Origin of the sequence: Allokutzneria oryzae, from assembly GCF_042429765.1 — a bacterium.
GTDB classification, from domain to species: Bacteria; Actinomycetota; Actinomycetes; order Mycobacteriales; family Pseudonocardiaceae; genus Allokutzneria; species Allokutzneria oryzae.
The window spans coordinates 64,605-89,604 of the sequence record NZ_JBHLZU010000001.1; the positions used below are offsets into that span (position 1 = coordinate 64,605).

Annotated in this window: 23 protein-coding genes; 15 read left to right on the top strand and 8 right to left on the bottom strand. The window is 70.5% G+C overall.

What is annotated here, in order from left to right; translation table 11 throughout:
• Nucleotides 1-138: 138 nt before the first annotated feature.
• The 6 genes from ACFFQA_RS00270 (at nt 139) to ACFFQA_RS00295 (ending at nt 7,386) form a co-directional block, all read left to right on the top strand.
• Nucleotides 139-1,620 (top strand): alpha/beta hydrolase, encoded by a 1,482-nt coding sequence (locus ACFFQA_RS00270; RefSeq protein WP_377849445.1) that lies wholly within the window; start codon nt 139-141, stop codon nt 1,618-1,620.
• 474 nt (nt 1,621-2,094) lie between these two features.
• The gene (locus ACFFQA_RS00275) at nt 2,095-3,294 is read left to right on the top strand and encodes a hypothetical protein (RefSeq protein WP_377849446.1); all 1,200 of its coding nucleotides are present in this window, start codon (nt 2,095-2,097) and stop codon (nt 3,292-3,294) included.
• Nucleotides 3,295-3,377: 83 nt separating this feature from the next.
• Nucleotides 3,378-3,809, top strand: coding sequence for a MarR family winged helix-turn-helix transcriptional regulator (locus ACFFQA_RS00280; RefSeq protein WP_377849447.1), 432 nt, complete (start codon nt 3,378-3,380; stop codon nt 3,807-3,809).
• A gap of 64 nt (nt 3,810-3,873) precedes the next feature.
• The gene (locus ACFFQA_RS00285; protein ID WP_377849448.1) at nt 3,874-4,833 is read left to right on the top strand and encodes a hypothetical protein; all 960 of its coding nucleotides are present in this window, start codon (nt 3,874-3,876) and stop codon (nt 4,831-4,833) included.
• A gap of 160 nt (nt 4,834-4,993) precedes the next feature.
• Nucleotides 4,994-5,590, top strand: a complete 597-nt coding sequence (locus tag ACFFQA_RS00290; protein WP_377849449.1) for an aminoglycoside 6-adenylyltransferase — start codon at nt 4,994-4,996, stop codon at nt 5,588-5,590.
• A gap of 176 nt (nt 5,591-5,766) precedes the next feature.
• Nucleotides 5,767-7,386, top strand: a complete 1,620-nt coding sequence (locus tag ACFFQA_RS00295) for an amidohydrolase (RefSeq protein ID WP_377849450.1) — start codon at nt 5,767-5,769, stop codon at nt 7,384-7,386.
• 153 nt (nt 7,387-7,539) lie between these two features.
• On the opposite strand, the gene ACFFQA_RS00300 is transcribed toward ACFFQA_RS00295, so the two are convergent.
• Entirely contained in the window at nt 7,540-8,325 is a 786-nt protein-coding gene (locus ACFFQA_RS00300; RefSeq protein WP_377849451.1) for an SDR family NAD(P)-dependent oxidoreductase, read from the bottom strand.
• Between the two features lie 73 nt (nt 8,326-8,398).
• Here ACFFQA_RS00300 and ACFFQA_RS00305 point away from each other — a divergent pair, with 73 nt between their 5' ends.
• Genes ACFFQA_RS00305 through ACFFQA_RS00315 form a run of 3 tightly spaced genes read left to right on the top strand, consistent with a single transcriptional unit; the run spans nt 8,399 to nt 10,985 of the window.
• Nucleotides 8,399-8,968 (top strand): TetR/AcrR family transcriptional regulator, encoded by a 570-nt coding sequence (locus tag ACFFQA_RS00305; RefSeq protein ID WP_377849452.1) that lies wholly within the window; start codon nt 8,399-8,401, stop codon nt 8,966-8,968.
• Entirely contained in the window at nt 8,965-10,113 is a 1,149-nt protein-coding gene (locus ACFFQA_RS00310; protein ID WP_377849454.1) for an FAD-dependent oxidoreductase, read from the top strand. The genes ACFFQA_RS00305 and ACFFQA_RS00310 overlap by 4 nt, the downstream gene beginning before the upstream one ends.
• A gap of 11 nt (nt 10,114-10,124) precedes the next feature.
• The gene (locus ACFFQA_RS00315) at nt 10,125-10,985 is read left to right on the top strand and encodes a spermidine synthase (RefSeq protein ID WP_377849455.1); all 861 of its coding nucleotides are present in this window, start codon (nt 10,125-10,127) and stop codon (nt 10,983-10,985) included.
• Here ACFFQA_RS00315 and ACFFQA_RS00320 read toward each other — a convergent pair whose 3' ends face one another.
• Nucleotides 10,986-11,714, bottom strand: a complete 729-nt coding sequence (locus ACFFQA_RS00320; RefSeq protein ID WP_377849456.1) for an SDR family oxidoreductase — start codon at nt 11,712-11,714, stop codon at nt 10,986-10,988. It lies immediately after the preceding gene.
• A gap of 375 nt (nt 11,715-12,089) precedes the next feature.
• Here ACFFQA_RS00320 and ACFFQA_RS00325 point away from each other — a divergent pair, with 375 nt between their 5' ends.
• A complete protein-coding gene (locus tag ACFFQA_RS00325) occupies nt 12,090-12,260 on the top strand; it encodes a hypothetical protein (RefSeq protein ID WP_377849457.1) in 171 nt (56 codons plus the stop codon).
• Between the two features lie 37 nt (nt 12,261-12,297).
• Here the strand turns inward: ACFFQA_RS00325 and ACFFQA_RS00330 are convergent, their stop codons facing one another.
• Nucleotides 12,298-13,689 carry an FAD-dependent oxidoreductase gene (locus ACFFQA_RS00330; RefSeq protein ID WP_377849458.1) on the bottom strand — a complete coding sequence of 464 codons (1,392 nt, stop codon included), beginning with the start codon at nt 13,687-13,689 and terminating at the stop codon, nt 12,298-12,300.
• A gap of 66 nt (nt 13,690-13,755) precedes the next feature.
• On the opposite strand from ACFFQA_RS00330, the gene ACFFQA_RS00335 reads away from it, so the two are divergent.
• Nucleotides 13,756-14,379 (top strand): TetR/AcrR family transcriptional regulator, encoded by a 624-nt coding sequence (locus ACFFQA_RS00335; protein ID WP_377849459.1) that lies wholly within the window; start codon nt 13,756-13,758, stop codon nt 14,377-14,379.
• Between the two features lie 544 nt (nt 14,380-14,923).
• On the opposite strand, the gene ACFFQA_RS00340 is transcribed toward ACFFQA_RS00335, so the two are convergent.
• Both ACFFQA_RS00340 and ACFFQA_RS00345 read right to left on the bottom strand, forming a co-directional pair.
• Nucleotides 14,924-15,145 carry a hypothetical protein gene (locus ACFFQA_RS00340; RefSeq protein ID WP_377849460.1) on the bottom strand — a complete coding sequence of 74 codons (222 nt, stop codon included), beginning with the start codon at nt 15,143-15,145 and terminating at the stop codon, nt 14,924-14,926.
• Nucleotides 15,138-15,428, bottom strand: a complete 291-nt coding sequence (locus ACFFQA_RS00345; protein ID WP_377849461.1) for a hypothetical protein — start codon at nt 15,426-15,428, stop codon at nt 15,138-15,140. The genes ACFFQA_RS00340 and ACFFQA_RS00345 overlap by 8 nt, the downstream gene beginning before the upstream one ends.
• Nucleotides 15,429-16,157: 729 nt before the next feature.
• On the opposite strand from ACFFQA_RS00345, the gene ACFFQA_RS00350 reads away from it, so the two are divergent.
• From ACFFQA_RS00350 to ACFFQA_RS00360, 3 genes are all read left to right on the top strand, one after another.
• The gene (locus ACFFQA_RS00350; protein WP_377849462.1) at nt 16,158-17,378 is read left to right on the top strand and encodes a cytochrome P450 family protein; all 1,221 of its coding nucleotides are present in this window, start codon (nt 16,158-16,160) and stop codon (nt 17,376-17,378) included.
• Nucleotides 17,379-18,141: 763 nt separating this feature from the next.
• The gene (gene srmL / locus ACFFQA_RS00355) at nt 18,142-19,233 is read left to right on the top strand and encodes a PheS-related mystery ligase SrmL (protein WP_377849463.1); all 1,092 of its coding nucleotides are present in this window, start codon (nt 18,142-18,144) and stop codon (nt 19,231-19,233) included.
• A 139-nt stretch (nt 19,234-19,372) separates the two neighbouring features.
• Nucleotides 19,373-20,191, top strand: a complete 819-nt coding sequence (locus ACFFQA_RS00360; RefSeq protein ID WP_377849464.1) for a lysozyme — start codon at nt 19,373-19,375, stop codon at nt 20,189-20,191.
• Here the strand turns inward: ACFFQA_RS00360 and ACFFQA_RS00365 are convergent.
• The 3 genes from ACFFQA_RS00365 to ACFFQA_RS00375 are packed head-to-tail and all read right to left on the bottom strand — an operon-like array spanning nt 20,148 to nt 23,838.
• On the bottom strand, nt 20,148-20,987 hold the full coding sequence (locus ACFFQA_RS00365; RefSeq protein WP_377849465.1) for a glycosyltransferase: 840 nt from the start codon (nt 20,985-20,987) through the stop codon (nt 20,148-20,150). The genes ACFFQA_RS00360 and ACFFQA_RS00365 overlap by 44 nt on opposite strands.
• Nucleotides 20,984-22,468, bottom strand: a complete 1,485-nt coding sequence (gene rfaE2, locus ACFFQA_RS00370; RefSeq protein ID WP_377849466.1) for a D-glycero-beta-D-manno-heptose 1-phosphate adenylyltransferase — start codon at nt 22,466-22,468, stop codon at nt 20,984-20,986. The genes ACFFQA_RS00365 and rfaE2 overlap by 4 nt, the downstream gene beginning before the upstream one ends.
• Entirely contained in the window at nt 22,465-23,838 is a 1,374-nt protein-coding gene (locus tag ACFFQA_RS00375; RefSeq protein ID WP_377849467.1) for an aldehyde dehydrogenase family protein, read from the bottom strand. The genes rfaE2 and ACFFQA_RS00375 overlap by 4 nt, the downstream gene beginning before the upstream one ends.
• A 65-nt stretch (nt 23,839-23,903) precedes the next feature.
• Here ACFFQA_RS00375 and ACFFQA_RS00380 point away from each other — a divergent pair, with 65 nt between their 5' ends.
• On the top strand, nt 23,904-24,947 hold the full coding sequence (locus ACFFQA_RS00380) for a glycosyltransferase family 9 protein (protein WP_377849468.1): 1,044 nt from the start codon (nt 23,904-23,906) through the stop codon (nt 24,945-24,947).
• Nucleotides 24,948-25,000: the final 53 nt, after the last annotated feature.

Below are 25,000 nucleotides of genomic sequence, written 5' to 3' on the forward strand. Positions count from 1 at the left end.
TGGTGATCCGGTGGTGCTCATGTGGTGCGGCGGCACCTCAGGGTCCCCCTGAGAGCGGATATGTCCTTCGGCAGATGTCGGCCGTCACCGGCGGCTCCAGGCTGGGTTGGTACTGGCAGGGAGAAAGGACGCCCGAGAATGACGAGGAAGTGGCTCGCCTTCGCGGCCACGGCGCTGACGCTGCTCAGCGCGGTGACCGCAGCCGAGGCCGAACCGGCACCACCACGGCTGGAGTGGACCGCCTGCGGCAAGGGGGCGCAGTGCGCGACGCTGCGGGTCCCGGTGGACTGGCGCAAGCAGAAGGGACCGGCCACGACGATCGACGTGGTGCGCATTCCCGCCCGCGACCCGAAGCACCGCATCGGGACCGTGATCGCCAACCTGGGCTCCGGCAACAGCACGTTCGCCGCGATCGACCCGCCGCCATACATCGAGCCCACCCTGCGGCACCTGAGCGAGCGGCTGGACGTGGTGGTCTTCGACCCACGCGGCCTCGGCAGGACTCCCGGCAGCACGAAGTTCGACTGCGGTGACAATCCCGGCCCCTACAACGGACTCATCCTGGCCGAGGACGAGGCGGGTTGGCGCAAGCAGGCCGAGCTCAACGCGAAGTACGCCGCCACCTGTCGCGAGCAGCTCGGCGAGCTGTTCAACGGCCTCAACACCTGGCAGGCCACCAACGACGTGGAGGCGTTGCGGGTCGCGCTCGGCGAGAAGCGGTTGCGGTTCTTCGGCAACTCCTACGGCACCGTGTACGGGCAGACCTACGCGCAGCTGTTCCCTGACCGTGTCGAACGGATGTACCTCGACGGCGTGGCCGACCACACGCAGGCCCGGCTGGAGGACTGGCTGCGCAACTACGCCGTCGCACAGGAACGGCAGTTCGAGCACTTCCGGGACTGGTGCGCACAGCGGAAGGGCTGCTTCCTGCACGGCCAGGACGCGGTTGCGGTCTGGGACGAGCTCGTCGCCCGCGCCGGGCGCGCCCCGCTGCCAGCCCCGAGCGCAGGAGCGGGCAGGACCGTCGACCTACGGCACCTCTTCGCGGGTGCGCTGGTCGGCTCGACTCCGCCGAAGTTCCCCGTGCTGGCCAAGGCGATGGCGATGGCCCGCGATGGCGACGCCGGGATGTTCCTGACCGACCTCACCTATGGCGAGCTGAACGCGTCTCCTGGCAAGAACGTGCTCTCCATGACGCAGTGCAACGACTTCTTCCCGAAGCCGCCCGGTTATCAGGAGCTCCTGGCGATCGAGAAGCGGCTCAAGCAGGTCGCGCCGCGCTTCGGCTGGATCGAGGGGCGCTTCGAGGTGGGGCGCTGCGCGGGGATCTCCGGCGGCGCTGCCTTCCCGCCGCAACCGTTGAAGATCGACAAGCTGGCCCCGGTCCTCGTCGGCATCGGCGAGCTGGACCAGAACACCAACACCATCGGAGCCGCACACGTCGCGGGACAGCTGCCGAGTTCGCAGACGCTCTGGCACGGCGACGGGCACGCCGCGTACCTGCTGGGCAACACGTGCCTGCGTGAGCACGTGGGGCATTACCTCACCGACGGAGTCCTCCCCCCGCGCGGCACCCGCTGCGCGGCCGAGCTGACGACGAAGATCCCCGACCGCCCGTGATCCGCTCCGGGCAAGGGGCGGGAGAACATCTTGATGGCGCAAGAAAACCGTTGCGCGACTGGACTGTTCGAGTGATTCCACGGCTCGTGCCGGTGTTCGTGCCTTCTCCGCAGTAGCCCTCTCACCCGCTCCGATGACTCGGCAACGGTATTCGCCGCGCTCGTCCGTCCGGCACGCGGCCGTACCCGGCGGGTTTACCGCGATGAGCGACCGGGAAGCAGACTCCAGCCGGAAACCCGTGGAGGGAAACGGAGCAGTGGCCGACGCTCGGCGTGCAGCACGCCGAGCGGCGGATGCGAGACGTCCTGCCCTCGGTGAACCATCCTGCTCCACCTGTCGCGGATGAAACTCACTCATCCGGCGAAACCGTTGTGGGCACAAGGACTCCGGTGTCCTGCCTCGGTTCGACACGGCGCTGACTCCCCTCTGTGGACGGTGGCCACTCCGGCACCAGACCGCGAGAGGAAAGACACGATGACGTTCAACCCGCTCGAACACCGTGGGATTCCGCTGGAGCGGCAGCTGCGAAACTGGCGCGAGCTGGACGTGGAGCCCATCGACCCCGATGACGTCGATCCGTACACCCGGTGCCGCATCATCGCGATGAACGGCATCGAGGTGGAGGCGTCGCTGTTCAGCCACCAGTTCGCCAGGCACGCGCTGAGCCTGGATGTGCGGCGGCGGCTCGCCGAGGTCCGCTATCTCGAACAGCAGCAACAGAAAGTGGTGAACTGGCTGCTGCCGGGCTCCGAGTCGGCGCTGGAGACCACGATCGCCTACGAGCAGGTCGCGGTGGACCTCACGGCGTGGGTCGCGCGGATGGAGCCCGATCCGTACCTCAAGCGCGCGTACGAGTTCGGCGTGCTTGAGGACTTCGACCACCTGTACCGGTACGCGAACCTCTACGAGATGATCCAGCGCCGCAAGGCGGAGCGGATCGTGGACAGCCTGACCGAGGTGATGCCGGGCCGTCCGACGAAGTACCAGCACCGGCACCCCTACGACAACGTCCGCGACCACTACGACCGGGAACGGGCCGCCCCCATCTCGAAGCTGCACGCGCTGACGATCATGTCAGCCGAGCAGCAGACGATGAACTTCTACATGAACGTCGGGCCGCAGTACATGGAACCGATCGCCCGCCAGCTCTACCAGGAGATCGGGCTCATCGAGGAAGAGCACGTCACCCACTACGAGTCGCTGGTGGACCCCGGTGAGACCTGGTGGGAGCGGCTGGTCAACCACGAGTACAACGAGTGCTACCTCTACTACTCGTTCATGGAGACCGAGCCCGACCCGAGGGTGCGCGCCATCTGGGAGCTGCACCTCAACATGGAGCTGGAGCACCTGCACGTCGCCTGCGACCTGATGCGCGCGAACGACGACAGGGAACCCGAGCAGGTGCTGGCTCCCGAGCTTCCCCACCCGGTCACGTTCGAGCCCAACAAGGCCTACATCCGCGAGCTGCTGGACACCCAGATCGACCTCACCACCCTGGGCACGGGGTACGTCCGCGAGGCGCACGAGCGGTTCGAGCGGATGCAGGAGGCCATCAACGGCGGTGAGCACCCGCCGAGCGAAGTGGTGATCGACATGCACCGCGAGGCGTACGGCACGGACTACCGGCTGGAGACCGAGGGCCCGCACCCGGTGCCGGGGCTGCGCCAGCGGTGACGGGGTGCCGCCGTCGGAGGGCCGCACCGGCGGCGGCGCACCGGCGGTTGCGGTCTGCCGCCGAACACGTCAACATCGTTGACATGTTTGCCGAGGAGCACGACATCGCACTGTTCTTCCTCGGTTGGCGCGGCTTCGCCGACGCCGCGGACGCCGTGCTCGCCGAGAGCGGGCTCAACCGCGTCCACCACCGCGTGCTCCACCTGATCTGCCACCGCCCCGGTGTCGGGGTGGGCGAGCTGGCGAGCGTGCTGGGGATCTCCCGGCAGGCGCTGCACCGGCCGCTCGCCGACCTGGAGCGGCGCGAGCTGGTCCGTCGCCGCACCGCGTCGCACAGCGCACGGGAACGGGTGCTCACCGCCACGACCTCGGGCAAGGCATTGGAGCGCGCCGCGACCCGGCCGCAGCTGCGTCGGCTCGAAGACGTCGTCAGCACGGTGGGCCCCGAAGCCCTCGCCGGATGGCGCCAGGTCATGGCAGCCCTTTCCCCACTCTCCTTGGAGAACATCGCGTGACCGCCTTGCTCGACCAGTTCCCGCACGATGCCGCGACCGCTCCGACGAGTCTCCTCGGTGCGCCGTGAAGGTGGGTGAGGCCCGCGCCGCCGCGATCGACTGGGTGCGCAGCACCCACCCCGGCGCCGCCTACTTCAGCGGGTCCACAGTGGACATGCCGGATTCCGCCGAACTACCAGTCGGATCCGATGTGGACATCATGCTCGTGTCCGAGGAACCGACAGCGAAGCTCGGGAAGTTCCCGCACCGGGGCGCACTGCTGGAAGCGACCTACGTGAGCACCTCCGAGCTGGCGTCACCGGAGGAGGTGCTGTCGTCGTACCACCTCGCACACGGACTGCGCACGGACACGATCATCGCCGATCCGACCGGCTTTCTCCGGCCGCTCCAGGCAACGGTCGGTGAGCACTTCGCCGACGAGGTGTGGGTTCGCCGCCGCTGCGCACAGGCCCGCAACCGCGTGGTGGAAGGACTTCGGCGCATCGACCACTCGGCCCCGTGGCACGTGCAGGTCACCTCGTGGTTGTTCCCCACGGGGATATCCACCCACATCCCGCTCGTCGCGGCGCTGCGCAACCCGACCGTGCGGCTGCGCTACCTCGCCGTACGAGACCTGGTCACACCCGAGGTGCACACGAGGCTGCTGGAGTTGCTGGGCAGCGCTCGCCTTACCCCGCAACGGGTTTCACACCACGTTGACCAGTTGGCCCACACCTTCGACGCCGCTGCCGCGGTGGCGCGGACACCGTTCCCCTTCAGCACCGACATCACTCCCGCGGCTCGGCCGATCGCCGTGGACGCGAGCCATGCGCTGGCGGCTTCCGGCGCGCACCGCGAAGTCATGTTCTGGATCACCGCGACGTTCGCCCGTTGCCACCTGATCCTCGCCGCCGACGCGCCGGAGCTGCACCGACGGCACTTCCCCGCGTTCGAGGACGTCTGCGAAGACCTCGGCATCACCTCCAGCGACGACCTCACCGCCCGCGCTACCGCCGTCCTCGATTTCCTCCCCGCCCTCTCCTGAGAGAGTTCGCGCTACGGTGGGAAGGTGATCTTCGAGGCTGCGGAGCTTGTGGTGTCGCGGCTGCTGGAGCGAGCGCGGCGGGACGGGTTCCTGGACGAGCTGTCCGACCACGACATCGAGCTCTACCCGACCGCACCGGACCGAGCTGGGGCCGGTATGGGTGAGCATCGGGATCGAAGGACCGTGGGAGAACCCCGCGCGGCTCGGGTTCGTCGACGGCGGGGTGAAGATCGACTTCCAGGTGCTGCCGCTGGAGCATCTGGACGAGCTGCACGAACGCGGTTACGAGGTGTTGCTCGACCTGGACGGGCGCGCGGCCCGGCTGCCCGCAGCGAAGGGCACCGCTCCCCAGGGCGAGCTGCCTGACGCCCAGGAGTTCCGCGAGCACTGCGAGGAGTTCTGGTTCGAGCTGGCGCACATCCCGCGCTACCTCACCCGAGGCGAGCTGTGGGTGGCGAAGAGCCATGGCTGGGAGGCGAAGCAGCTCCTGTTGACCATGGTCGAGTGGCACGCGGTCACTCGGTTCGGCGCCGGTCACGACACCTGGTACGGCGGCTCGAAGATGCGGACGTGGGCCGCGCCGGGCGTGTGGGAGCGGCTCGACGCACTGTTCGGCGGGTTCCAGGCCGATGACGCCCTCCGTGCGGCACGCGCCACCGCCGAGCTGGCCCGCGACGTGGCCAAGGGCAACGGTTTCACCTACCCCGAGGAAGCCGACCGGGCTTTCCGGAACTACCTGCCGTCCGACGCTTCGTAACGCCACCAGAGGAGTCGGGCCCACCGGCCTCGCGACCCCGACAACGTCAGCCCGGGCACGCGGCCGAGTTGGTCAGAGCGGGCAGAGTGTGGCGACCGGAGGCCGGGCTCGTGGAATTCTCACCGCAGGACGGGACGCCGATTCCGTGGGGTCCCCTCGCCCGAGCGGAGTGAAGCATGCTCTTTGACCTGGTGCTGACCAACGCGGCCGCGTTGACCATGGACCCCGCGCTGCCGAGGGCCGCCGAGGTCGGGGTGATCGGCAACCGGATCGTCGCGGTGTCCGCCGACACCGGCGAGCTGCGGGGGAAGCGGACCGTGGACCTGGGCGGGGCGACGCTGACGCCCGGCTTCCACGACGCGCACAACCACATGGCGTGGTTCGGGCTGGGCTTGTCGGAGGTGGACCTCAGCTCGCCGGGGATCGGCTCGCGCGAACAGCTGCGCGCCGCCATCGCCGCGCGGGCCGCGCGCGGCGAGGGCTGGGTCATCGGCACCGGCTACGACCACACGAAGATCGGCGGTCATCCCACCCGCGAGGAGCTGGACGGCGCGGCGCCCGGCCGCCGCGTGCTGGTCAAGCACACGACCGGGCACATGTGCGTCGTCAGCTCGGCGGTGCTCGCCGACCTCGGGCTCGCCGAGCGCGCCAGGGAGGTGCCCGGCGGGCTCGTGGTGACCGACGACTCCGGGCGGCCGACGGGGTTGCTGCAGGAGACCGCGCAGAGCCTGGTCAACGAGCTGATCCTGCCCTACCCGGTCTCCCAGCTGGTCGACGCGATCGACGCGGCGGGCAGGCAGTACCTCGGCGAGGGCATCACCAGCTGCGTGGAGGCCGGGATCGGCGGCGGGTGGATCGGCAAGAGCCCCATCGAGATCGCGGTGTACCAGGCCGCGCGGGAGCGGGGGCTGCTGCACGTGCGGGTGGAGCTGATGATCGCCACCGACGCGCTGCACCCGATCGCCGGGCACGCCGACGACGGTGTCGTCACCGGGCTGGACCTGGGGGTGCGCACCGGGTTCGGCGACGACTGGCTGCGGGTGGGGCCGGTGAAGATCTTCTCCGACGGCTCACTGATCGGGCACACGGCCGCGATGTGCCAGGACTTCAGCGACACCCCCGGCGTGCGCGGCTACCTCCAGGCCGACGCCGGGGAGCTGCGGCGGCGGATCGTCGACGCGCACCGCTCCGGCTGGCGGGTCGCCACGCACGCGATCGGCGACGCCGCGATCGACCTGGTGCTGGACAGCTACGCCGAGGCGCTGCGCGACTACCCGCGAGCCGATCCCCGGCACCGGATCGAGCACTTCGCCATCGCCCGCCCGGACCAGGTGCTGCGCGCCGCGGACCTGGGCGTGATCGCGGTTCCCCAGGGACGCTTCGCCCACGAGATCGGCGACGCGATGCTGGCGGCGGTCGGGCCCGAGCGCATCGGGTGGACCTACCGGCAGAAGTCGTTGCTGGACGCGGGAATGGTGTTGCCCGGAAGCTCCGACCGACCGGTGGTGCTCGGCGCTCCGCTGCTCGGCATGCAGGCGATGGTCACCCAGCTCACGTCGAGCGGACAGCCGTTCAGCCCCGGCGAGGCGGTCAGCGCGGAGCAGGCGCTGCACGCGTTCACCATGGGCTCGGCCTACACCTCGCACGAGGAGCACAAGAAGGGCTCGATCACTCCGGGCAAGCTGGCCGATCTCGTTGTCCTGTCAGCGGATCCGACCGCTGTCGCACCGGAGGACATCGGTGCGATCCAGGTCCTCAAGACCTTTGTGGACGGTCAGTGCGCCTATGACGGCTGACGCACTCACGATCGGCGCCTGTTCCGGCGACTCATCCCACCACTGCCGTGCCGGTCACTCGGCCATTCGCGGGCTTATGGACGTCCGCCGGGGCGCGTCAGCGTCCATAAGCCCGCGAATGGCCGTCGGTGGTGGTGGTGGTGGTGCATCGGGCTACCCGGACTTGAGCAGCTCAGCCAGGTCGTCGTCGACGGTGATGTAGCGGCCGGACAGGCTGTCCGCCTCACCCGCGACGAGGCGTACGAGCATGCCCGTCGCCTTGTCCGTCGGCGTCATGCGCCCCGCCTCGCGCTCGCCGTCGATCCACGACGCGAGGTACCGCGTCCAGGTGTCGGTGCTGTCCTTGGGCGTGTTGCCGGTCAGGCCGATCTCCAGCAGGCCGGGGTGGTAGCTGAGCACCGGGATGCGGTGGCGGCGCAGCTCGACCGCGAGGTTCTCGGTCAGTTTGACCACCGCGGCCTTGGACACCGAGTAGCCGGTGACGAAGGGCCAGCGGAACACCCCGGCGTGGCTGGCGATGTTGATGATCCGCCCCGCGCCGCGCGGCACCATCACCTCCAGCGCCTCCGCGCACGCGAGCATCGTGCCCCGGACGTTGACCTCCATCGTCCGCCACCACGCGTCCTGGTCGACCTCCCAGGTGGGGCCGACCGGACCGGGCTGCCCGGCGTTGTTGACCAGCGTGTCCACCGGGCCGAAGACCACCTCCGCGCGGCGCAGGACCTCCGCCATCGCGCCGGGTTCGGTGGCGTCGGCGACGTAGGACGCCACGGCCGCGCCCTCGGAGCGCAGCCGCGCCGTCGCGGTGTCGAGCGCGGCGGCATCGCGGCCGGTGATCACCACGTTCGCCCCGGCTCGCCCCAGCTCGGTGGCCGAGGCCAGGCCCAGCCCCTTACCGCCACCGGTGACCACGACCGTGCGTCCGGACAACATCGTCATGCCCCAGAACTACCACAGCGCCTGCTATGGTTTGGACGAATGCCCAAGGCGAACGACCAATCAGGAGGGCGCGGTGGCGGTCACATCGGCGGACCGAGGCCGTGAGGTGCGGCGACGACTCGCGGACTCGGCGGCGGAACTGATCGCGGAGTTGGGCTGGAGCGGGGTCAGCACCCGTGTCCTGGCGGAGCGGGCCGGGGTGACACCGGGGCTGGTGCACTACCACTTCCCCTCACTCCAGGTCCTGCTCGCGGAGGCGGCGGTCGGCGCGATCCAGCGGCTGGCGGACGGCCTCGGCGGGCTGCTGGAGCGGGCGCGGACACCCGAGGACGCGGTGGACGTGCTGCTGGGAGCGCTGTCGGAGTACTCCGGCACCGACCCGCTGTCGCTGCTGATCACCGAGACCTTCCTGGCCACCACGCGCGACGACGACCTGCGCACGGCCGTGAGCACTGTGATCACCGGCTTCCGGCGCACGCTCGCGACGTGGCTGGCCGACCGCGGAGCGCCCACGCCCGAGGCCACCGCCGCGGTCCTCGCCGCCGCCGTGGACGGCTTGATGCTGCACCGCGCGTTGCTGCCCGAGCCGACCGCCGAGGTGGTGGCGCCCGTGCTGCGCCGGCTCGTGGCGGTGCGGCCATGAGGGTGGTGGTGTGCGGTGCCGGGATCGCCGGGATCGCGTTCGCGGTCCGGCTGGCCGATCAGGGTGAGGACGTGGTGGTCCTGGAGCGAGCGCCCGGCCCGCGCACCCAGGGATACATGATCGACTTCTTCGGGCCAGGGCACGACGCGGCGCGGCGGATGGGACTGCTGCCCCGTCTGCACGAGCTGGGCTACCGGATCGAGGGGGCCAGCTACGTCGACGAGCTGGGCCGGGTCCGCGCGAGCATGCGGTTCACGCGGTTCGCGCGGGCGATCAAGGGTCAGCTGATCAGCATCATGCGTCCCGACCTGGAGCTGGCGTTGCGCGAAGCCCTTCCCCCGCACGTGGACCTGCGCTTCGGCACCACGGTCGTCGAGGTGGACAACCGCCCGGACGGAGTCCGCGTGCGGCTGGACGACGGCAGCGCGCTCGACGCCGATCTCCTCGTTGGCGCGGACGGAATCCACTCCACGGTGCGCGAGCTGGTGTTCGGCGCGGAGCGGAAGTTCCTGCGCTACCTCGGATTCCACACTGCCGCGTTCACCTTCGACGACCCGGAGGTGCACGCCGCGGTCCACGGCGGGTTCTGCCTCACCGACACCGTCGACCGGCAGATGGGGCTGTACTCGTTGCGGGACGGGCGAGTCGCCACGTTCACCGTCCACCGCACCGCGGACCCGAGCCCGCCGGAGGACACCAGGGCCGCGCTGCGCCAGGTCTACGGCTCGCTCGGCTGGCTCGTGCCCCGCGCGCTGGCCAAGTGCCCGCCACCGTCGGAGATCTACTACGACCAGGTCGCGCAGATCGAGGTCCCCCGCTGGAGCAAGGGCAGGGTGGTCCTTGTCGGAGACGCCTGCCACGCGGTGTCCCTGCTCGCGGGCCAAGGCGCGTCGCTCGGGTTGGCGGGCGGACACCTGCTCGCCGAGCAACTGCGCTCGACGGCGACGATCGGGGAGGCTCTGGAGAGCTACGAGCGCCTGTGGCGGCCCGTGGTCGAGGAGAAGCAGCGGGTCGCACGCAGCGGGACCAAGTGGTTCCTGCCCGACTCGCCGCTGCGGCTGCGGGGCCGCCGGCTGGCTCTGCGGCTGGCGCACCTGCCGATCGTGGACCGTCTCGTGGCGACCGCGCTCGTCGGCAAGCTCTAGGATTGCCCGTGATGAACGACAGCGGCGGTCCGGCCCCCGGCGTGTACCCGGTGCGGTTCGGCATGGCGGAGCTGCTCAACGACCTCGACCGGCCGGACGGGTGGCTGCTGAGCGTCGGCGGGGTCGCGCAGTCCTATGTGGACCTCGATGACCCGACCCACCTGGAGTTCGACTACGTCCGCCGGATCGGCGACGTGATCGACTGCCTCGGCGAGCCCGAGGCGGCGCTGGACGCCGTGCACGTGGGCGGCGCGGGCTGCACGCTCCCCCGCTACGTCGCGTCCACCCGGCCCGGATCGCGTCAGCTGGTCCTGGAGGCCGATGCGGAGCTGGTCGAGCTGGTGTGGTCGCGGTTCCGGCTGCACGAGGTGCCGGAGCTGACCCTGCAGGCGAGCGAGGGCCGCACCGGGCTGCGCGGGCAGCCCGCGGACTCCGCCGATCTCGTCGTGGTGGACGCCTTCGAGCGCGACCGCGTGCCGACCGGCCTGGCCACGGTCGAGTTCTTCGAGGACGTGGCTCGGGTGCTGCGGCCATCGGGAAGCGTGGTGGCCAACATCTTCGACGGCAACGCCCTGGAGTTCACCCGCAGGCTGCTCGCGACGCTGTTCACTGTCTTCCCGCACGCGCTCCTGCTCGCGGAGCCACAAGTGTTGCGCGGCAGGCGTCTGGGCAACGTGGTTCTCGTCGCCTCGGCGAAGGAGCTCCCCGTGCGGCAGCTGACCAGGCGTGCCGCCTCGGCGATCTTCCCGGCGCGCTGCCAGGACACCGACGACCTGAAACGCTTGTGCGGCAACGCGGAACCGCTCACCGACGCATCGCCGATGAGCGCTCCGACCCTGCCGAAGGACAGGCTGGGCCTGTTCAGCTCCTGATCAGCGCTCCTGAGCGGACGGCCGCAGCAACAGCTCGGAGACGGCAGCACGCCGCGGTCGAGTGACCATGTAGGACACGGCATCCGCGACGTCCTGCGGCTGAAGCCACTCGAACTGCGCCTTGCTCGCGTCGGTCAGCTCGGTGTCCACGGCACCGGGCTCGACCACGCCGACCCTGACCCGCCCGACGAGCTCCTTGCGGACCGAGTCGCTGAACGCCCCGACGGCGTGCTTGGTGGCGGCGTAGACGCTGTAGCCGGGGGCGGTCACCCTGCCGGCGACGGAGCTGACCGTCACCACGTCGGCGATGCCGCGCGGTCCCTCGGCAGCGGCCACCAGGTGCGGCAACGCGGCGTGGGTGCAGTAGAGCACCGCCATCAGGTTGATCTCCACGGTCTGCGCCCAGTGGTCGAGATCAGCCTCCAGAGCGGGCTCGACGAACCCGATTCCCGCGTTGTTGACCAGGATGTCCAACCGCCCGGCCCGCTCGACGGCCTCGGCGACGGCCTCAGTGGCCCGCTCCCGGTCGGTGAGGTCGGCTGTCACGGCGACGGCCTTCCCCCCGGCGGCCTCGATCTCCGCGACAACGGCGTCCAGGCGTTCGCGCCGCCGCGCCACGACGACCACCGTGGCACCGCGAGCGGCCAGGTCGTGCGCGACGGCCGCGCCGATCCCGCTCGACGATCCGGTGACCAGGGCGACCGCCCCCGACAAATCCTCATGTGCCATAACGGAAAGCCTAGGTCGTGTCCCGCACGTGACGACACCACCTCACCACCCCCTGGCGTACTCACCCCCGCGCCCCTCCCGTTTCGCGTTTTGTCACCTTGATGCGAAATGGGAGCGCTCTTTCGCGCATCAAGGTGACAAAACGCGAGAACCCCGAGCACGCCAGCCGACCCACGCGTGCACAGGCGCGCCGCAGCGGGATCGAGTTCCCCGCCCGGTCCAGCGCGCGGTGTCCCCGCGTCGGCGTCCGGCCGCGGGTTCCACCGGTCGGTCAGCTGAGTCAGCAGCTACCAGCCGCTGTTCATCGGCGACCCGCAACTCCTGCCGCAGGGAAACCGTGCCGAGAGCCTCACCCGCGACGGGCTCGTGGTCGGCGTGATCGACGCGGGCGCCGTGCCGATCCTGTGGCAGTCCACCGCCGTGGACACCGTGGTGCGGACCTCGCAACCGCTCTACCTCGGCAGGGCCGGGGACGACGGCACGGTGCCCGGCTACTTCTCGGGCCAGGGCAACAAGCACTCACCGGTCGTGCTGCGCTGCGGCTGAACCGGGAGTCCTTCCGCCATCCCCGGCTCCCGCCCCGCTAGCGGGTCAGTGCGTCGAGGTAGCGCAGGGCAGGACCGGCCTCGGTGCTGATCACCGCGATGTGGTGGTCCGGGCGGATCAACACGAGCCCGTCACTCTCGATGCCGAAACCCTCGATCGCCTGACCCGCGCGCACAACGTCCTTCCGCTCGTCGGCGACCCGGCTCTGGGCCGCCCGGCCGCCCGCCCCGAAGCCCAGAACGGTGAACAACGGCCCCGACGCCGAGCCGGTCGGCGCGCGGTCTCCCGCCTTGAGCTCGCCGAAGCTCTCCGCTGCCAGCGAGCTCCACCGGTAGTTGATCCCGAGCCCGCTCACCTCGGTCGCCGCCACGGTGTCCAGGCCCGATCCCGGCTCGTAGAGGTTCGCGAGCACCGTGTCCAGCCGGTCCGAGGTGAGGTTCAGCGTCCACGCGGCGATCGGCAGCCGTTCCTCCTCGTAGGTGTCCAGCAGCGCGGCGCCCGCTGTGCCGGAGGCTACGAGGGCGAGCTTCCACCCCAGGTTCCAGGCGTCCTGGATGCCGGTGTTCATGCCGAGTCCGCCGGCGATCGGGTGCACGTGCGCGGAGTCGCCCGCCAGCAGCACCCTGCCGACGCGGAGCCGGTCCACCATCCGGATGTTGACCTTCCAGCTGGACATCCAGGTGGCGTTGCGCAGCCGGAGGCCCGTGACGCGCGCGTGCTGTTCGAAGCGGCGCTGGAAGGTCTCCAGCGCGGGCGGGACCATCCGTCCGTCGGCGTCGAACTCCGGGCCGGTCTGCACCTGCCACACCGGGGTGTCGCGGAACGGGCAGAGCATGAACGCGCCGTCGTCGTCGACCCACTGGTGCCAGTAGCCGCGGTCGAGACCGTCGACCTCGACGTCGCCGCAGATCATCGACTGCTGCTCGGCGCCCTCTCCGGCCAGGGGCACGCCGAGCAGCTTGCGGACCGTGCTCCGGCCGCCGTCACAGCCGATGAGGTAGTCCGCATCGACCCGCCCGCCGCCTGCGAGCTCCGCCACCACCCCGTTCGCGTCCTGGGTGAAACCGACCAGCTCCGCGCCGAACTCGACGCGCACGCCGTGGGTCGCGAGCTCGTCCCGCAGGATCCGCTCGACCCGCCACTGCGGCAGGAACAACGTCCCGTCGCCGAACGGGGTGCTGTCGCTGACGAACTCACCGTTGAAGTACTTGCGGAACCTCTGGCGCGGCGTGCCGATGGCGGCGATCTCCTCCCCCACACCGAGGTCGGCGAGGACTTCGAGGCTGCGCGCGTGCAGGGTCTTGCCCCGCGAGCCGACCTGGGCGCGCGGGGACCGTTCGAGTACCCGCACGGCGACTCCGCGACGGGCCAGGTCGAGGGCGAGAACCAAGCCGGTGGGCCCGGCTCCGATGATCACGACATCACTCATGCCGACCAGTAAAACACAACTGAGTTCTATTTTTAACCGAGTAACACCGAGTGCTAGGGTACGACCATGAGCGGGCTCCGGGACCTCAAGAAGGAACGCACGCGCCAGGCGATCTCCGACACGGCGATCACGATGTTCCTGACCAAGGGCTTCGACCAGGTCGCGGTGGCCGACGTCGCGGCGGCCGCCGAGGTGTCCAAACCCACGCTATTCCGGTACTTCAGCTCCAAGGAGGACCTGGTCCTGCACCGGGCCGCCGACCACTTCGGCGAGTCCGCACGCATCGTGCGCGAACGCCCACCCGGCGAGGCTCCGCTCGCCGCGCTGCACCGGCACTTCCAGCGCGGGCTCGACGAGCACGACCCGGTCACCGGCCTTTGCGACTCCCCGGACGTGCTCGCTTACCACCGGCTGGTCTTCGAAACGCCGAGCATCGCGGCCCGCCTGGTCGAGGTCACCGCCGAGGACACCGCCGCGCTCACCGAGGCGCTCCGCGAAGCCGCCGACGACAAACTGCTCCCCCGGCTCGTCGCCACCCAGTACACCGTCGTTCGCCAGATCCTCGCCCGCGAGAACTGGACCAAGCTGGCGACGGGCCGCACGGCCGCCGACGTCCATCCCGAGGCCACAGCAGCGGCAGACGCCGCCTTCTCGCTGCTCGCCCGAGGCGCCACCCCGCACGGCTACTAGGTCGTGTCTGACAAATGCGTGTGGTGGGTGCTGGCAAGGCCGTTCTCGGATGCGCGGGCGATGGGTGGAGGGCATCATTTGTCGCTACCGGTGCGGGACCGCGTGGCGTGATGTGCCACCGGTGTTCGGTCCCTGGCAGACGATCTGGACCTGACACCGTCGTCTTGCCCGCGAGGGCACCTGGGATGTGGTGCTGCGACGGCTGCTGCCGGCGGCGGAGGCGGCTGGACAGGTGGCCTGGGCCGTGTCCGTGAACTCCGCGATCGCCCGCGCGCATCAGCACGCCACGAACATCACCCGCCGCACAGGGGGCTGGGTCGAACTACAGCAATCCGGGCAGCGAGCCGCCTGACCACGCCATCGGCCGATCCCGGGGCGGCAGGACCACCAAGATCCACCACCTTGGTGATGCTGCTGACCGCAGGGCAGGCTGAAGACTCACCCATGTTGCTGCCCCTGATGCGGCACCTCGTGGTCTCGCATCACGGTGGCGACAAGGCGCACTCCTCGTGCGCGATCCGTGGCCATCTGCGCTCCCGCCGCATCAGAGCGGTGATCCCCGCGCCTGCCGACCAGGCCGGTCACCGCCAGCGACACGGTTCCCGCGCTGGTCGGCCACCTGCCTTCGATCCGGCCGATCCCACTCCGACTCCGCCAGATCACAGGCAGCCAGCGCCAGCACGTCCAGGAACACCGCCGTGCCCCCGCTCGACAGGTACAGGGCAGCCTCGGCCTCACCCCTCGACCGCCCGAACGAACTACCCACCGCTCACCTCCCCGGGAACGGTGTGGAAACCGTCCTCCCAAAGGTCCTCATCCACGACAAACCTGGACGTCAAGAAGCAGTCGGGCTCGTCAGCGAACCCCGGAAGACCCCGCGCGCGCTCGATCCGCTCACAGGCGCGACGCTCGGACGAGTAGACACCCAAGATCTTGAGGTCGTCGCCCTGCTCCTCGTCCCAGACCAGCTCGCCCGCACCGTCCGCGTGCTCAACCGACCCGTCCGGCTTCGGGGCGTGCCGGACGTGCCAGAGCAGAAAAACCTCCACCCGCAGAACATAAGCGCCCCTAACCGGACGAGTCGATCAGTGCTGCACCGCCGCGGCCTCCACCTCGACCGCCTGGTCGTCGTAGCCCAGCGCGGCCACCCCGAGCAACGCGCTACCGCGGCCGCAATGTCATCGGACGCCGCTTCAACCTGCTCAAGCACTGTCGCGGCATCGCCACCCGCTACGGCGAACTCGCCACCGTCTACCGCGGCCATCGTCCTGCATGCCGTCCCCTCAACCTGGACGAAAACCTTGTCAGACAAGCCCTAGGTCGCGCCCTGCAAGCCCCCCCCCGCCAGGCGGCGCCGATCGCCAAAACCGTCGAGTCGACAACGCCATTCGCGCGCTTGTGGCAGCGCGAGAGCGACCCCTGGTCGTTATAAGCGCACGAATGGTGAACAACGGTGGATCAGAGCCACAGAACCCGAACAAAATTTTCGACAAGGCCCCATCATCGAAAGCGTCCGATGGGGTGAATCCGCTTTTCGTGTGCCGACCCGTGACCTGCCGGTGCTATCGACGGCAATGGCCGACCCGACCCTGCCGACGCCCCTGCCTGCGACGACTGCTCCCCGACAGGCCAAGGTAATCATTTCGCCACTGGCCGAACACTGAGCGCATTCCATGCTCCGACCGGTGCGATATTCGCGAGTGATCTTGCCATGCGGAAACGCGGCGAAGATACTCGCGCACCCGCCACATTCACTTCTCAGCAGGGACGGTCCCCCGATGACAACAAACCTTCCCGCATTCCCCGCCCCGAACGAGCCCGTGCTCGACACCTGTGCTCGCCTGCGGGAGATCGGCCCGGTGGTCAAGGTCGCGTACCCCGGCGGCGTGCCCGCGTACCTCGCGCTGTCGCAGACCGCGGCGCGCGAGATCATCGCCGGCGACAACAAGACCTTCCTCCGCGAACCGGAGCATTGGCCCGCCCTGCACGACGGGTCGATTCCCGAGGACTGGCCACTACGGGCCATCGTCGAGGGCAAGCACATGTCCACAATGGACGGAGCGCAGCACCGGCGGCTGCGCGGCCTGATCACCAAGGCGTTCACGCCGGCCCGGGTGCAGGTGCTCCAGCCCAGGGTCCAGGCGATCATCGACGAGCTGCTCGACGAGGTGGTCGCCGCGGGCGACGGCGTCGACCTCGTGCCCACCTTCACCGAGGCGCTGCCGATGTGGGTGATCTGCGAGCTGTTCGGCGTGCCCAGGGCGGATCGGGCCCAGGTGCGGGAGTGGACCTCCCTGCTGCTCGCGCACACCACTGCTCCCGAGGTGGCGTTCGCGACGCAGAACGCTTACCTGGCGTACCTGAACGGACTGGTGGAGAGCAAGCGGCAGGAGCCGGGCGAGGACCTCACCTCGGGTCTGGTGCAGGCCCGCGACGAACGCGACAAGCTCACGACGGACGAGCTGGTCGGCGTTCTGTGGCTGATGGTGCTCGCCGGCCACGAGACAACGGTCCACCTGCTCGGCAACGCGATCGTCGCCCTGTCCCAGAACCCCGACCAGCTGGAGCTGGCCAAGGCCGAGGACCGGTGGGCCGACGTGGTCGAGGAGACCCTCCGCTACCGGCACTCGGTGATGTGGACCAGCTTCCGGTTCACCGCCGAGGACGTCACGATCGACGGCGTGCACATCCCCAAGGGCAACGCGGTCGGCGTGTCCTTCCAGGCCGCCGGGCTCGACCCGGCCGCGTACGGGGAGACCGCGAACGAGTTCGACATCACCCGGGAGCAGGGCGCGCACCCCGGGTTCGGCCACGGGCCGCGGTTCTGCGTCGGAGCGCACCTGGCCCGCCTGGAGGGCAAGCTCGCGCTCGCCACGCTGTACCGGCGGCTCCCGGAGCTGAGCCTCGCGATCGACCCGGCCGACATTCCCTACTCGCCGTCGTTCATCACGATCGGCCCGACCTCGATCCCGGTCAGTCTCGGCGACGTGAAGCCCTGACCGTTCGCGGGCGCTCGCCGGGGTGATCACTCGCGTCGCCTCGGTGAGCGCTCGCCGCTGCACGCATCGCGCACGAACCGGAAAGCCACCCGCGCCAGGTGTGGGTGAGCCCGGTGGAAGGCGCCGATGTCCCGCCGCCGCAAGCCGCGCCGACGCCACCACCCCGGCGCCGCCACTCCGGCGCGCGGGCTGGCGTGGCCGGGCTTTCGCGTTTTGTCACCTTGATGCGCGAAAGAGCGCTCCCATTGCGCATTAAGCCTACAAAACGCGAGGACGAGGGGTGCGGCGGTGGAGGGGGTGGCGGGAGGGGTGACCGGGGCGAGCGGGCGGGTGGGTCGTGGGTGAGGTGGTGTTGGTGCTGGCGCGTCCGAGGGCCGGAGGGCTGGGGGCAGGGCTTGCGCGTCCGAGGGTTTGCGAGCTGGGGGCAGGGCTTGCGCGTCCGAGGGTTTGCGAGCTGGGGGCAGGTGCTGGCGCGTCCGAGGGCCGGAGGGCTGGGGGGCTGGGGGGGCTTGGGGCGTTGCGGGGCGCCGCCTGGGTGAGGCGACCTTGGAGCCGAAAAGTCGCTGCGCTGGACGCACGGCACCGGCTAACGTGATCGCATGGCCGTTGCCACTCGCCGATTTACCGGCCCCCTGACCCCGAACGGGCGTCGTGGGGGTCGCGTCGTGCCGCACCGGTCACGCTGACACGCCTCACCGCGAGAGCCCGCGGGTCAGGGGGAGTCGTACCCCACACCCGCTCGCTCAAGCCGGAAGAGGCCGTCATGCTCACCCCTGAACAGCTCGCCCGCGATCTCGCCGTTCGCGATCTCACCGATCCCGCAACGGGTCCGCACGCCGTTCAGCTCGTGCTGAACCACATCGTGGACGCGCTCGCCGCGCTGTGGAACTGCGAGGTCCGCTGGTGCCGTGGGGATCGCGTCGTCACGATCGCCGACAACTACGACAACCTCGGCTACGACCCGGCCGATGTCACGCGCGACGCGCGCTACACCAGGTACGTCGATGACCGGCGAATGCTGCGAAGTCATTCCAGCGCAATGGTTCCGGCCGCGCTGCGCGCGCTTGCCGCCGCGCCGGTCGACGACGTTCTGCTGGTGTGTCCGGGAATCGTCTACCGGCGCGACTCGATCGACCGCTTGCACACCGGGACACCGCACCAGCTGGACCTGTGGCGGATCGCGCGCGAACCGTTGTCCGCCAAGGATCTCGACGAGATGATCACCGCGTTGACCCGCGTGTTGCCGGGCGCGGCGGACCGCCGCGAACCACGCGTCCACCCGTACACCCGCGAAGGGCGCCAGGTGGACATCGCGCGCGACGGGGGCTGGGTCGAGATCGGCGAGTGCGGCCTCGCGCATCCGGACGTGCTCGCGCGAGCCGGGCTCGGCGCGGAGTGGAGCGGGCTCGCGATGGGCCTGGGGCTGGACCGGATCCTCATGCTGCTCAAGGGAATTCCCGACATCCGGATGCTGCGCGCCGACGAGGAGCAGATGACCGACCTGCTCCCCTACCGGCCCGTCTCGGCGATGCCGCCGATCACCAGGGACATCTCCGTCGCGGTGGACGCCGGCGACCTCGCCGAGGACCTGGGCGACCGGGTGCGCGACGCGGTGGGTGAGGACTGCGTGGAGTCGGTGGAGATCCTCCAGGAGACGCCGTACCGCGAGCTGCCGCCGCGGGCGCGTGAGCGGCTGGGCGCGCGCCAGGACCAGAAGAACCTTCTCGTCAGGATCGTGTTGCGGCGCTTGGACCGCACCCTCTCCGACAGCGAGGCGAACGTTCTCCGGGACCGGATCTACGCCGCCGTCCACCGGGGCGATCGGCACCAGTGGGCGACCGAGCGGCGATCCTAGGTGGACCGACCGCGCACGGGCCGGTGTGACACGGCCGAGATGACCGGTTCGAGTGAAGCACTCAGCGTGACGGAGCGAGAGCGGCGATGCTGGCAACTCGCGCAGGTGGACAACCGGCGGCCGACCGACGGGAGTGCAGATGGCGGTCTCGACGCTAACCTTGCTCAGCGCGGCTCTGCTGCTGACGGCGACCACGCTCAGTAGTCCCGTCGCGGCGGCGGACGAGGTGCTCGGCGACACCCCGATGGGCTCTCAGATCGCCAAGCACGAAGGCGTGTCAACGGAACGCGGGCGCAGCGCGGATGCGCTGACGGAGCTGCCCGTGGACCCCGGGACCGGTGTCGCGGTGCCCGGCATCGACGTGAGCCGGTGGCAGGGCGAGGTGAACTGGCAGGACCACTGGAACCAGGGGAAGCGCTTCGCCTACGTCAAGGCGACCGAGGGCACCGGCTACCGGAACCCGTTCTTCGGCCAGCAGTACAACGGTTCCTACAACGTGGGCATGATCCGGGGCGCGTACCACTTCGCGCTTCCGGACCGCTCCAGCGGCGCGGAGCAGGCGCACTACTTCGTCAACAACGGCGGGGGCTGGTCGGCCGACGGCAGGACGCTGCCCGGTGCGCTGGACATCGAGTACAACCCTTACGGCGACACGTGTTACGGCCTCGACCACGACGCGATGACCGCCTGGCTCAGGGACTTCTCCGACACCTACCGCGCCCGCACCGGCCGGTTCCCGGCGATCTACACCAGCACCAGCTGGTGGTCGAAGTGCACGGGCAACCGCGGTGACTTCAGCGGCACCAACCCGTTGTGGGTCGCCCGCTACGCCGCCGAGATCGGGCCGCTGCCGCACGCGTGGGGCGTGTACACGATCTGGCAGTACTCCTCGACGCCGATCGACCAGAACTCCTTCAACGGCAGCTACGACCGGCTGGTGGCGCTGGCGACGGGATGACCTCGGCGGCGTCCACCCGGCGGTCCGGCACGGTCGTCGGCGCCTCCAGGTGCACCGCACCGCTGGGCAGGATGCCCGCTCCCCCTGCCACGGCCATCACCCGGCGCTGGGCGAGGACGTCCTCCCCGCTGTGCTCCCTCGGCAGGCGGGTCCAGAAGTCGAAGCCGCCGACGGCCTCCAGTCGCTCCCGGTCGAAGAGCACGCACCCGCCGACCCAAGCGACCTTGTACGCCCGCCAGTCGCCCGGACGCAGCCGCAGCCGGTCGGCGAGGTGGGTCGGGTTGGCGGCGTTGTGCAGCGTCCAGCGCGACCATTCCGCCGATCCCGGTTCGATCGACTCCGGCGTCGGCGGTGCCGTCCACTCCTCGTACGGTGCCAGCTCGCCCGGACGGTGGTCATCCACATAGGACAGTCCTTGCACCGCGCTGCCGACAAAGCCGCACCGCAGCTCGGTCATGGCGTCGTGCAGCCGTTCCAGGGTCCCCGGCTCCAGCCACACGTCGTCGTCGAGGAACAACACATAGGGCGCGTCGGCGTGACCGAGCAGGAACGCCCGTTGCTGCGCGAGCCCCCTCCTCGGGAGGTTGCGGTACAGCGAGACCCGCTTTCCCTTGTGCCACAACACGCGAACCATCGCCTGCGCGGACGGGCAGGCGTAGCTCGGCTCGGCGTCGGACTGGTCGCTGACCATCACCGTGAACTCCGGTCCGTCCTGCGCGGCGAGCCCGGCGAGCGTGGTCGCCAGCTCTGCCGGGCGGTTCCGGCTCGGCACGAGGACGTCGATGGCGGCTGTCACGTCGCACCTTCGCTCGTGGCGCGGATGCGGTCGATCACCGCCGTGGTCGAGTGGTCGGAGAGGTAGTCCAGAATGCGCACCTCACCACCGAGAGCACGCACGATCGGCGTCTCCGGCAACATCTCCGGCGTGTAGTCGCCGCCCTTCACGTACACCTCAGGGCACAACGACCGCAGGAGCCGCGCGGGGGTGTCCTCGTCGAAGAGCACGACGTGGTCCACACAGGACAGTGCAGCCACCACTGCCGCGCGGTCGGACTCGGTGTTCACCGGCCGCTCGGGGCCTTTGAGCCGCCGCACGCTCCTGTCGGAGTTGAGGGCGACGACCAGGACCTCACCGAGCCGCTTCGCCTGGTTGAGGTAGGCGACGTGCCCCCGGTGCAGCACGTCGAAACAGCCGTTGGTGAACACGATCCGCCGCCCCGCCGCGCGGTGTTCGGCAACCGCCTTCTCCAGCTCACGCGGATCGGCGAGCGAACTCTGTTCGCTGCCAAGGCGTTCGGCGAGCTCGACCCACGAGCAGACCGCCGTTCCCGGCCGGTGCACCACGACATCGGCGGCGGCCTGAGCGAGCTCGGCCGCGGTGCTCAGCGGGGTGCCGACGGAGGCGGCGATGCTCAGTGCGGCGACGAAGGTGTCCCCGGCGCCCGCCGTGAAGTTCTCCGGAGCCGGACGCGCCCATGTGCGGTGCGGTGGCTCCGCGCCATCGAAGAGCACGGTCCCGTCGCGGTCGAGCGTCACCAGCACCGCGTTGGTCCCCGCTCGCTCGGCGATGCCGTCGCGTTCCCGTTCGAGCACGGTGAGGCGGTCGGCGGCGGCCTCCGGCAGCCTTGTCCCGATCATCGCGGCGACCTCGTTCGTGTTGGGAGTCACCACATCCGGCCGGAGATCGCGCCAGCGGGCCAACGAGTGCGCGTCCACCACGAGCAGCGGGATGCCCTCTCGCGCCACGCGGACCGCCTCCATCACCTCGGGTCCGAGCACCCCGGTCCCGTAGTCGCAGACCAGCACGGCGTCCACGTCGGTCACCGCGCGGCCCACCGCGTAGGCCAGCCGGGTGGCGACGTCGGGTTCGAGCGGCCCCTGGTCACCGCCGTCGAAGCGCAGCATCAGCTGGTCACCCGCGATGATCCGGCGCTTCGTCGTGGTGACCCGCCCGGGGGCCCGGACCACCTGTTCGGTGCGCACGCCCGCGCGGCGCAGCGCCACCACCAGCTGGTCACCGGGCACGTCGTCGCCGACCGCCGTCACCATCAGGCTCTCCGCGCCGAGTGCCGCCAAGTTCACCGCCGTGTTCGCCGCCCCGCCAGGCACGAAGTCCTCTTTGGACACGTCGACGACGGGAGCGGGAGCCTCACGGCAGAGCCGGTCGCAGCGGCCGGTCATCCACCCGTCGAGCAGCGCGTCGCCGATCACCGCGATCCTCGGCCGCCGCGCCGCGAGCGACCGGGGCAGCTCCGGGGTGAGCGCTGTGGTGTTCACCTGCTGCCTCCCGCGATGTCCATGTGCAGCACCTTCGTCGTGGTCAGCTCGTCGAGCAGCTCCGGCCCGTAGCCGTAGCCGGTCCCGCTGGCACCGCGCGGTTCGGCCGCGCCACCCGGAGCCCCGCCGAAGACGGCGTTGATCTTGACCGTGCCCACCGGCAGCTCCCGCCACGCCCGGTGCGCGTGCTCGCTGGAGTTGGTCAGCACGGTCGCGGCGAGCCCGTACCGCCCGGCCGCGGCCTCGGCGAGGCCCCGGTCGAAGTCCGGCACCACGCGGACCGGGGCGACCGGGCCGAAGGTCTCCTCGTCCATCACCGCCATGCCCTGCTCACAGCGGGTGAGCACGGTCGCCGGATAGTGCGCGCCCGGCCCCGGCGGGATCTCACCGCCCGTCAGCCGGTGCGCGCCGCGCGCCAGCGCCTCGACCACATGGCTGTGCACGTGGTCGCGGTGGCGCCGGTCCACCAGCGGAGGCAGCGTGGCGTCGGTGGCGTGCCGGGTCAGGGCGGCGAGGAACGGCCGGGCGATGTCCTCGTGCACGTAGATCCGCTCGACCGAGGTGCAGAGCTGGCCGGAGTTCGTGAACGCGCCCAGCGCCGCCTGCTCGGCTGCCCACACGGGGTCCACGTCCGAGTCGATCAGCAGTGGGTCGTCCCCGCCGTTCTCCAGCACCGTCTTCGCCCCGGTGTACGCGGCGGCCACGGCGATCGCGCGGCCGGTCGCGGTGCTGCCCACGTGCGCGATCACGTCGGCCCGGGAGTTCCGGACGAGGCGGGCGCCGACCTCGCTGTCCCCGGTCAGCGTGCACAGCACGCCGGGCGGCAGGTGCTCGGCCAGGATCTCGCCGAGCAGCCTTCCGGTGGCCGGGGCCCGCTCGCTCGGCTTGGCGATCACCACGTTCCCGGTGACCAGCGCCGCGCCGAGCAGCCCGCAGGACACCGCGACCGGTTCGTTCCACGAGGTCAGCGCGACCACGACACCGCGCGGCTGCGGCAGCATCATGTCGATCGCCCGGTACGCGCCGTGCAGGCCACGCCCCCGGTGAACCGGCCCCAGCTCGGCGTACTGGAACAGTGTCGAAGCTCCGGCCAGGGCGCCCTCGCGGGCCTCGGCCTCGTCGCGGCCGGTCTCCCGGTGGTTCAGCTCGGCCAGTTCCTCCGCCCGGTCGCGAACGGCCGCGGCGGCCGCGTGCACGGCAGCTCCTCGCTCGGCGGCGGGCGTGCGCGCCCACTCCTTCCGCGTCCGGAGGGCGGCCTCGAAGGCCTCCGCCACGTCCTCCTCCGAAGCCATGGGCAGCTCGTGGACGGGTTTGCCGTCCTCCGGGCTGCGGATCTCGATCATCCCGGTGGCGGTCAGCACGTCGCTCATGCGGCCGGAATACCCCGCGCTTCACGGTGAACACGTCGTTTGCCCTTCTTCTCCAAGGGAAATCGGTGAGCGTGCCTGACCTGTCCCCGGGCCCGCTGTGCGCGCCCGTTCCCGACGTGCGAAGGATCGCCGTGCTCCGCGGTGGCGGGCTCGGCGACCTGCTCTTCGCGATGCCCGCGATCCAGTCACTGGCCGCCACCTACACCGATGCGGAGATAGTGCTGCTGGGCACGCCACAGCACCGAGCGCTCCTCGACAACCGCCCAGGCCCCGTCAGCTCGGTCGCGGTCTTGCCGACGTCGGAGAGCGAGGACCGGTTCTTCGCCGCGGCACGGGAGAACCCGTACGACCTCGCCGTCCAGATGCACGGCGGTGGGCGGTGGTCGAACCCCTTCGTGCGGCGGCTCGGCGCGCGGTGCGCCGTGGGGCCGAACGCCGGGGACTCCGTCGAGCTGGACCGGTCGGCGCCGTTCCGGTACTACCACAACGAGATGGTCCGCTGGCTCGAAGTCGCCGCACTCGCGGGAGCCCCGACCGCCGCCCTGGAACCCTCGATCACGGTGACCGAGGCCGACCTCGCCGAGGCGGAGACGGCGCTGCGGGGTGTGCCGCTGCCGCTGGTGACCGTCCACCCCGGCGCGACCGATCCCCGGAGGCGTTGGCCCACAAGGTGTTTCCGCGAAATGATCAGCGGCCTCGCCGGTCACGCCGGGGTCGTGGTGATCGGCACCGACGCGGAGCGCGACCTCGTCGAGGAGATCACCGACGGGCTTGCCGCGCGGTCGCTCGCGGGGCGGCTGAGCATGCCCGGGCTCGTCGGTGTGCTGGCGAGCAGCGCGGTGGTGGCGGCCAACGACAGCGGGCCACGGCACCTGGCGCAGGCGGTCGGCGCGCAGACCGTCTCGGTCTACTGGATGGGCAACGTGATCAACGCGGGACCGCTCGGACGTGTCCGGCACGACGTGCACATCTCGTGGACCGTGCGGTGCCCGGTCTGCGGGGCCGACTGCACGCGCCAGGACATCAGCCGCTGCGAGCACGACGTGTCCTTCGTGGAGGACGTCCCGGTGCGAGACGTCCTCGCGGACGTGCTGGCACGCCTGCCCTAGGGCCTGTCCTCAAAGTGGGTTCGGGTGGTCTGCTTTGATCTTCGGTCGTGGTG